The organism is Acidovorax sp. HMWF018 (genome assembly GCF_003061035.1).
GTDB classification, from domain to species: Bacteria; Pseudomonadota; Gammaproteobacteria; order Burkholderiales; family Burkholderiaceae_C; genus Acidovorax; species Acidovorax delafieldii.
The window spans coordinates 1-8,056 of sequence record NZ_QAIM01000583.1 but is presented as its reverse complement, the minus strand read 5'-3'; the positions used below and the strand labels follow the sequence as shown (position 1 = coordinate 8,056).

Below are 8,056 nucleotides of genomic sequence, written 5' to 3'. Positions count from 1 at the left end.
AACGAACCCTCCCGGAAAGCTCCTCCCCCATGGACCCCAAACTGCTTGAACTGCTGGTCTGCCCCGTCACCAAAGGCCCCCTGACCTATGACCGCGAGGCGCAGGAACTCGTGTCGCGCAGCGCGCGGCTGGCCTACCCGGTGCGCGACGGAATTCCGGTGTTGCTGGAAAACGAAGCACGCACCCTGACCGACGAGGAACTGGAGCAGTGAGCGCACCCGTGCCCGCCTTAGCCCACACCCCCTTCACCGTGCTGATCCCGGCACGCATGGCCTCAAGCCGCTTGCCAGACAAGCCTCTGGCCGACATTGCGGGCCTGCCCATGGTGGTGCGCGTGGCCCGGCGTGCTGCGCAGAGCGCCGCAACCCGCGTCGTGGTGGCGGCCGACGATGCCCGCATCCTGCAAGCCTGCGCAGTGCATGACGTGGATGCCGTCATGACGCGCACCGACCACGCCAGCGGCAGCGACCGCCTGGCCGAGGCCTGCCTACAGCTGGGACTGGACGGCGACGACATCGTGGTCAATGTGCAGGGTGACGAGCCGCTGATAGACCCCGGCCTCATCAATGCCGTGGCAAGCCTGCTGCAAGACCGAGATGGAAAGCGCCCCGAAGCCAGCATGGGTACCGCTGCCCATGCCATTGCGTCCCTGGCCGACTACACCAACCCCAATGTGGTGAAGGTGGTGCTGGACGCGCGGGGTCTGGCCCATTACTTCAGCCGTGCACCCATCCCTTTTGGCCGCGACCACGCGAGCACGGCCTGGTGGGAGGGCGCGGCACAGGCCGCCCAGCCCGGCGTCAAGGCACTGCAAGGCTTTGCACCGCTGCGGCACGTGGGCATCTACAGCTATCGCGCAGGGTTCTTGCGGAAATTTCCGCAGCTGGCGCCAGCACCGACCGAGGCGGTGGAGGCCCTGGAGCAGCTGCGCGCACTCTGGCATGGCCACCACATCGCAGTGCACCTGGCAGACGCAGCGCCCGGCCCTGGCGTGGATACGCCGGAGGACCTGGAGCGGGTGCGCGCGCTGTTTCGCTGAAAGCTCTCTGGCGCCGCTATGCGGTGTGCGCTGCGGGCGCACTTTCAACGCACTGGGGACGTACAGCGGGGCGCCGTGGTGGGCACGTGGAGGCGCCGACCTAGAAACGGTCACCCATGTAAGTCAGCGCAAGGTGGTCACATGCTATCCTCAACTGTAACGAGAGCACCGCATCCCGGGCGCACAGAACGGCTTCAGGCGCCCTTCGAACGTCCCCGCCAGCGGCGCCACCCGATTTCTAACCTTCGAGGACATCCATGAGACTGATTCTGTTGGGCGCGCCTGGCGCCGGAAAGGGCACGCAAGCCACGTTCATCTGCCAGAAGTACGGCATCCCCCAGATCTCCACCGGCGACATGCTGCGCGCAGCGGTCAAGGCCGGCACCCCCCTGGGCCTGCAGGCCAAGGCCGTGATGGATTCGGGCGCCCTGGTCAGTGACGACATCATCATCGGTCTCGTCAAGGAGCGCATCACGCAGGCAGACTGTGCCAACGGCTTCCTGTTCGACGGTTTCCCCCGCACCATTCCCCAGGCCGACGCCATGAAGGCCGCAGGCGTCAAGCTGGACTATGTGCTCGAAATCGATGTGCCCTTTGACGCCATCATTGAGCGCATGAGCGGCCGCCGCTCGCACCCTGCCAGCGGCCGCACCTACCACATCAAGTTCAACCCACCCAAGGTCGAAGGCAAGGATGACGTGACCGGCGAAGAGCTGATCCAGCGCGAAGACGACAAGGAAGAAACCGTCAAGAAGCGCCTGCAGGTCTACAGCGACCAGACGCGCCCCCTGGTGGACTACTACAGCAACTGGGCCAAGGCCGAACCCGCCGCAGCGCCCAAGTACCGCGCCATCAGCGGTACGGGCAGCGTGGACGAGATCACCGCACGCGCGCTGCAGGCGCTGGCCAGCTGATGCAATGAACCAAGGGCCAAGATCCGCCTGACCCGGGTTGGGCGCTCAAGCTTCCTGAAAGCGACGCACTGCACCAGGGCGTCGCTTTTTTCATGGAACGCCCCGCCGCGCGGTGGCCGCGACAGCCGCCCGCTGCGGGCACGTGCCTGGCATCAGGCGGGGCTGGACCGCAAGCCGTAGGCCTTGCCGTCCACAAACAGGTATTCGGCGCGCAGCACTGCCTCGCCCTTTTCGTCCCGCAGGCCAAAGCCCACCACCGACACGGCCGTACCCGGCTTGATCTCAGGCACCTGCCAGGCCTGCATGCGGGTCAACGGAGCCAGCTCAACCTCCCAGACGCGGTCCTTGCGGGTGGGCAGCACGGTTTTGGCTAACAGTGCGCGTCCGTCCACCGGCGCGGTCTGCGCAGGCACAGACCGCTGGGCAAGATCTGAAGGCAACCGGAGCGCAGCGGGCAATTCGAGCTCCAGCTCTGCATGCGGGTTTTGCCACCGCACCTTGCGCGCTGTGCCCTCCAGATACAGCGGTCGGTCCGCATCAAAACTGCTCCAGCCGTGGTGCGCGTGTGCCCCCAAAGGCAAGGCACCAGCGGCGATCAGCACATGACGACGTTGTAAGCCCATAAAGACTCCCGTAGGAATAAAACCCGGTTCAAGGGGTCATATCAAAGGTACGCAATCCAGCGGCCACAGGCCACCACCGACAGCCAGATCACGGTGGACACCAGCATCTGCAAGCGTGCCAACCCATCCAGGCGTACAAGCGAACCGCGTGCATGAAACCACGCCGCGTTGCAGCCCGCAAGCATTAACAACAGCATCTTCAAGGTGAAGGCGCGGTTGCTGAGCAGCTCCGCAGGCTGGGTGGCAAACATCAGCAGCCCCGACGCTGCGGCCAATCCAAAGCCGCACAGCGCCAGGGAGAGACTCAGCCGCGCGAGGTCCTTCACCGGCAATGCCGCACCACGTCCGAAAACCCGCACCTCCAGCAGCGCCAGATTACCCAGCAGCAACGCAATGCCGATGATGTGGACGACCTCCAGCGCGGGGTAAGCCCAGGCGTGTGTCTTGAGTGCGGTGAACACGGCTGCCGGCCCTTTTTAGATCAATGCATCCGCAGCAAATCCAGCATCAGGGCAACCCGCGCCTTCACCGGCGACAGGCCTTGCGAGGCGGGAAGCACATCACCCGGCTTGGGCAGCACCTGCCCCTCCGCGCAGCGGGTGGAGCGCACCACCCGCACTCCGGCGTTCTGCGCGCGCACCAAAGCGGCCTCCAGATCGTGGTGGATCGTGCCATTGCCGGTGCAGGCCACCACCAGGCCCTGCACGCCCTCTCGCACCAGCGCATCTACCGCCCTGCCCGATGCCCCCGCATGGTTCATGACGATTTCCACCCACGGCCAAGCCACAGCGTTCACTATATTCTTCATAGCGCTATCGGCATGATTGACATGCGCTACCGGGCTATTGCATGCCCAGCGGACCACGCCCTCTTCCACCCATCCCAAAGGACCGGCCTCGCCCGAGCTGAAGGCATTGACGCGGTAGGGATGCACCTTTTGCACATACCGTGCGCCATGCACTTCACCCGCAGCAACGGCCAGCACACCTGTTGCACCCGGTGCCAACACCAAAGCCACCGCATCCAGCAGGTTCTGGGGTCCATCGGGGGTCAGGGCTGTGGCGGGCCGCATGGCGCAGGTCAGCACCACGGGCTTGCGCGCATCCAGCACCTCGTGCAAAAACCACGCGGTCTCTTCCAGGGTGTCTGTGCCATGGGTGATGACCACACCTCTCACCTCCGGGTCGCTCAAATGGTGCGCGCACCGCAGAGCCAGCGTGCGCCACACCTCGCAATCCATGTCCTTGCTGTCGATCTGCGCCACCTGCTCAGCAGCCAAGGCGCCCCCTGCCAGTGCCTGCAGGCCTGGCACGGCCGTCAGAAGTTGCTCCACCCCCACCTGGGCAGCGGTGTAGCCAATGTTGTCTCCCGCCTGTGCAGAGGTGCCCGCGATCGTGCCACCGGTGCCCAAAACCACAATTTTTTGCCCACTCACTTGCATACTCCGAAAAACTGGTGAAAAATACAGTTACTGGATTAAAAAACAGTTGTTCGCCACTGTAACCGCCTGCACCGGAAACCACCATGCTCGACAACCCCAAACTCACCGCCCGCCAGCAGCAGATTCTGGATCTCATCCAGACCGCCATCGCACGCACCGGCGCGCCTCCCACCCGCGCAGAAATCGCGGCCGAGCTGGGTTTCAAGTCAGCCAACGCGGCAGAAGAGCACCTGCAGGCCCTGGCCCGCAAAGGGGTGATCGAACTGGTCAGCGGCACCTCGCGCGGCATCCGCTTGCGCGGAGACACAGTGCGCTCCATCAACGCAGCCCGTGGCAACCAATTCAGTCTGCCCATCCCGGGTCTGTCGCAGCTGGTCTTGCCCCTGGTAGGTCGGGTGGCTGCGGGGTCGCCCATTCTCGCGCAGGAACATGTGGACCAGACCTACAGCGTGGAAAACAGCCTCTTCCAACACAAGCCCGACTACTTGCTCAAGGTGCGGGGCATGTCCATGCGCGACGCAGGCATCATGGACGGTGACTTGCTCGCCGTGCAGTCCACTCGTGAGGCTCGCAATGGTCAGATCATCGTGGCCCGCCTGGGCGATGATGTCACCGTCAAGCGACTTCGCCGCACGGCCACTGCCATCGAGTTGCTGCCCGAAAACCCCGACTATCCCGTGATCGTGGTGCAGCCCGGCGAGCCTTTCGAAATCGAAGGACTGGCAGTGGGACTTATCCGCAACACCATGCTGATGTAGCGTGTGCCCCAGGGGCTGCACCGTGGGTGGCGGGCGTTTGGTGAACGGATACAACCGATTCACCAGCCCTGCGGTGCAGGTCCCGTTGAACGCCAAGGCCTCTCAGGCAATGCTTGATGGATCGGCGGAGCAGTTGGCTGCACTGTCGAGGGATCAGCTCGCACTGCGTCTGTCTGCACTGGTGTTCGACCACTTTGCAATCCTGCCTATGTTCAACCCCCGACTTTCGGAGTTTTCACATGGGAATTGCTTTGTTCACCCTGTCTGCTGTGCAGAACCCTCTTCGCAGTCTTAAAAAGCTGCTTGCCAACCCAGCCGGTGCCCTCAAAGACAGATTGGACCTGCGGGCACAGCCAGTCGGCATGAGACGTGCCAGGCCAGGCAACGCCCCAGCATCGGCCTCCCGCAGCGACGACGCCCAAGCCCTGGTCCCCAGCAACTCCACAGAGCCACTGGCGCAACGTCCATTGCGCGGAAATTGGCCCTTTACCGCCAAACCTCCAGCACGAACGCCGGAAAGCCCGACCAGACCCTCTGCCACCCACCGCTCCTTCCTGCCAACACACATGGCCGGCAGCAAACGACAGGCCTTTTTGGCGTCAGTGGGTGCAGATAACTGCCCACCACAATCCACCCGGGTGCTGCGCCGGGCCTCTGACACAGGCACCTGCCGCCTGGTAATTGCTGGCCGCATGGCCGATGTGTGCGCAGAGCTGGACCGCCTGGCAGCATCCGAGGCGCTCCGGGCCTGATTCGCAGAGCACAGCAGGCGGCATGAGCGCCAAGCTCTCTTCTACGCCCCGCGCACCAGGGCTGCGGCAATGGCAGGCAGTGCTCGATCCGCAAATGGCTAACACCGGGGCACCGGCAGGTCCAAAAAAACAGCACCAGGCTGCAGCAGTCGTGGTGCATGGCACTCTCTGAGTCCGGACTTCCGTGCACGCGCAGTGCAAGAAGTACGTCCACGGGGCCCATGCAGCACTCAGTCACCAAAAAACCGCAGGCTTTGGTATGCCCAGCCCGGCCCCTGTGGCATTCCCCTGCGCCCGTCAAGGCACAATGTCGGCATGAATATTGTGATCCTTGACGATTACCAGGATGCAGTGCGCAAGCTGCATTGCGCCTCTCGGCTCGACGCATACACCGCCAAGGTGTACACCAACACGGTCAAAGGGCTGGGGCAGCTTTCGGTGCGACTCAAAGACGCCGACATCATTGTGCTGATCCGCGAACGGACCCAGATCACACGCCAACTGGTTGAAAAGCTCCCGCGGCTCAAGCTCATCGCCCAAACTGGCAAGATTGGGAGCCATATTGATGTAGCGGCATGTACCGAGCGGGGGATCGCCGTGGCAGAAGGGGTCGGCTCCCCTGTGGCTCCCGCCGAGCTGACCTGGGCCCTGGTGATGGCCTCCATGCGCCGCCTGCCCCAGTACATCTCCAACCTCAAGCATGGCGCTTGGCAGCAGTCCGGTCTCAAGACCGCGTCCATGCCCCCCAACTTCGGGGTCGGCAGCGTGCTGCGGGGTAAAACACTGGGTATCTGGGGCTACGGCCGCATCGGACAACTGGTGGCAGGCTATGGACGGGCGTTTGGCATGAACGTGCGCGTCTGGGGGCGTGAAGCCTCGCGCGCGCAGGCGCTGACAGATGGGTACCAGGCCGCTGCCACGCGCGAAGAGTTTTTTTCGCAGTGCGACGTGATCTCGTTGCACCTGCGCCTGAACGACGAAACGCGCGGCATCATCTCGCTTGAAGACCTCTCGTGCATGAAGCCCACCTCGCTGCTGGTCAACACGTCACGTGCAGAATTGATTGAACCCGACGCGCTCATCGCAGCACTCAACCGGGGTCGCCCGGGCCTGGCGGCCGTGGACGTGTTTGAGAGCGAACCCATCCTGCAAGGCCACGCCCTGCTCCGCCTGGAAAACTGCATCTGCACGCCACACATCGGGTACGTGGAGCAGGACAGCTACGAGCTCTACTTTGGTGCAGCTTTCGACAATGTGGTGAATTTCATCAAAGGCACGCCTACCAACATCGTGAATCCAGGCTCGCTACAAGTCAGGCGCTAACAGATCAACCCGTTGCGGCGTTAGCAACGCTGACTACACCGCGCAATTAAAAAAGGCTTCCCGAGGGAAGCCTTTTTTGCGATTGTTGCAGGGCACCGAAATGCCCCGCAGCAGAAAGCAGCACTCCAATTACAGAGGTGTCTTCTTGCCGTCCTTGTAGACGTACAGCGTGATCGCTGGGTTCTTCATTTCGCCGTTGGGTTCGAAGGCGATGGTGGAGGTCACGCCCTTGAAGTTGGACTTGGCGAGTTCGTTCACGTACACCTTGGGGTCCACGGAGTTGGCGCGCTTCATCGCGTCCACCAGCAGGAACGTGGCGTCATAGGTGTAGGGGCTGTACACCTGGAACTGGTTGGGGTACTTGGCGTCGTACTTGGCCTTCCAGGCCGTACCGCCAGGCATCTTGGCCAGCGAGGAGCCGCCTTCCGCGCAGATCACGTTAGCCAGGGTCTTGGCACCGGCAGCCAGCTTGGCGATTTCGGACGTGCAGACGCCGTCACCACCGAAGTACTTGACGTTGGCCATGCCCAGCTGTTCCATCTGGCGCAGCATGGGGCCGGCTTGAGGGTCCATACCACCGTAGAACACGGCATCAGGGTTCTTGGCCTTGATGGCGGTCAGGATGGCCATGAAGTCAGTGGCCTTGTCGGTGGTGAACTGCTCGTCCACCACCTTCATGCCCTTGGCCGTAGCAGTCTTCTTGAACACGTCGGCAACACCTTGGCCGTAAGCAGTACGGTCATCGATGATGGCAACGGTCTTGAGCTTCAGGGTGTCCACAGCGTAGAAGGCCAGACCAGCGCCCAGGGCGTTGTCGTTGGCGATGATACGGAACGTGGTCTTGTAGCCAGGCTTGGTCAGGTTGGGGTTGGTCGCAGCGCCCGTCACCATGGGGATGCCGCAATCGTTGTACACCTTGGAGGCGGGGATCGTGGTACCGGAGTTGAGGTGGCCGACCACGCCAGCGACCTTAGAGTCGCACAGCTTTTGTGCGGCGGCAGTGCCCTGCTTTGGATCGGCAGCGTCATCTTCAGCCTGCAGCTCGAACTTGATCTTCTTGCCGCCGATGGTGACGCCTTGAGCATTCAGCTCTTCAATGGCCATGCGGGCGCCATTTTCGTTGTCCTTGCCGTAGTGGGCTTGGGCGCCGGAAACCGGAGCCACGTGGCCGATCTTGACCACCTGCTCTTGTGCAGAGGCCACACC

At 63.1% G+C, this 8,056-nt stretch carries 9 protein-coding genes; 5 read left to right on the top strand and 4 right to left on the bottom strand.

Annotated elements, in window-relative coordinates; translation table 11 throughout:
* The 3 genes from DBR23_RS29795 to adk all read left to right on the top strand — a co-directional run.
* A partial coding sequence (locus DBR23_RS29795) for a Trm112 family protein (protein ID WP_233250727.1) occupies positions 1 to 212 on the top strand: 212 nt, incomplete at its 5' end.
* Positions 209 to 1,039 (top strand): 3-deoxy-manno-octulosonate cytidylyltransferase, encoded by an 831-nt coding sequence (kdsB, locus tag DBR23_RS24825; protein ID WP_108499904.1) that lies wholly within the window; start codon positions 209 to 211, stop codon positions 1,037 to 1,039. The genes DBR23_RS29795 and kdsB, both read left to right, overlap by 4 nt.
* 257 nt (positions 1,040 to 1,296) lie before the next feature.
* Complete coding sequence (gene adk / locus DBR23_RS24820) at positions 1,297 to 1,953, top strand: adenylate kinase (RefSeq protein ID WP_108499903.1); 657 nt, start codon at positions 1,297 to 1,299, stop codon at positions 1,951 to 1,953.
* A 152-nt stretch (positions 1,954 to 2,105) separates the two neighbouring features.
* Here the strand turns inward: adk and DBR23_RS24815 are convergent, their stop codons facing one another.
* From DBR23_RS24815 to DBR23_RS24805, 3 genes are read right to left on the bottom strand one after another with little or no spacing between them, the layout of a single operon-like run.
* Positions 2,106 to 2,576 (bottom strand): DUF6152 family protein, encoded by a 471-nt coding sequence (locus DBR23_RS24815; protein ID WP_108499902.1) that lies wholly within the window; start codon positions 2,574 to 2,576, stop codon positions 2,106 to 2,108.
* Between the two features lie 41 nt (positions 2,577 to 2,617).
* Positions 2,618 to 3,037, bottom strand: coding sequence for a hypothetical protein (locus DBR23_RS24810; protein ID WP_108499901.1), 420 nt, complete (start codon positions 3,035 to 3,037; stop codon positions 2,618 to 2,620).
* Between the two features lie 20 nt (positions 3,038 to 3,057).
* Positions 3,058 to 4,017, bottom strand: a complete 960-nt coding sequence (locus DBR23_RS24805; RefSeq protein ID WP_108499900.1) for an asparaginase — start codon at positions 4,015 to 4,017, stop codon at positions 3,058 to 3,060.
* Between the two features lie 83 nt (positions 4,018 to 4,100).
* Between DBR23_RS24805 and lexA the strand changes: the two genes are divergently transcribed.
* Both lexA and DBR23_RS24790 read left to right on the top strand, forming a co-directional pair.
* The gene (lexA, locus tag DBR23_RS24800) at positions 4,101 to 4,775 is read left to right on the top strand and encodes a transcriptional repressor LexA (protein ID WP_056062380.1); all 675 of its coding nucleotides are present in this window, start codon (positions 4,101 to 4,103) and stop codon (positions 4,773 to 4,775) included.
* Between the two features lie 1,067 nt (positions 4,776 to 5,842).
* Positions 5,843 to 6,850: a D-2-hydroxyacid dehydrogenase family protein gene (locus tag DBR23_RS24790; protein WP_056746014.1), complete on the top strand. Its 1,008-nt coding sequence runs from the start codon at positions 5,843 to 5,845 to the stop codon at positions 6,848 to 6,850.
* A gap of 129 nt (positions 6,851 to 6,979) precedes the next feature.
* Here DBR23_RS24790 and DBR23_RS24785 read toward each other — a convergent pair.
* The coding region (locus tag DBR23_RS24785) for a branched-chain amino acid ABC transporter substrate-binding protein (protein WP_233250726.1) at positions 6,980 to 8,056 on the bottom strand (1,077 nt) is incomplete at its 5' end.

Coding starts and splice junctions, on each gene's coding strand:
- DBR23_RS24805 (WP_108499900.1), bottom strand. CDS start 4,017: ATGCAAGTGAGTGGGCAAAAAATTGTGGTTTTGGGCACCGGTGGCACG.
- DBR23_RS24790 (WP_056746014.1), top strand. CDS start 5,843: ATGAATATTGTGATCCTTGACGATTACCAGGATGCAGTGCGCAAGCTG.
- DBR23_RS24815 (WP_108499902.1), bottom strand. CDS start 2,576: ATGGGCTTACAACGTCGTCATGTGCTGATCGCCGCTGGTGCCTTGCCT.
- adk (WP_108499903.1), top strand. CDS start 1,297: ATGAGACTGATTCTGTTGGGCGCGCCTGGCGCCGGAAAGGGCACGCAA.
- lexA (WP_056062380.1), top strand. CDS start 4,101: ATGCTCGACAACCCCAAACTCACCGCCCGCCAGCAGCAGATTCTGGAT.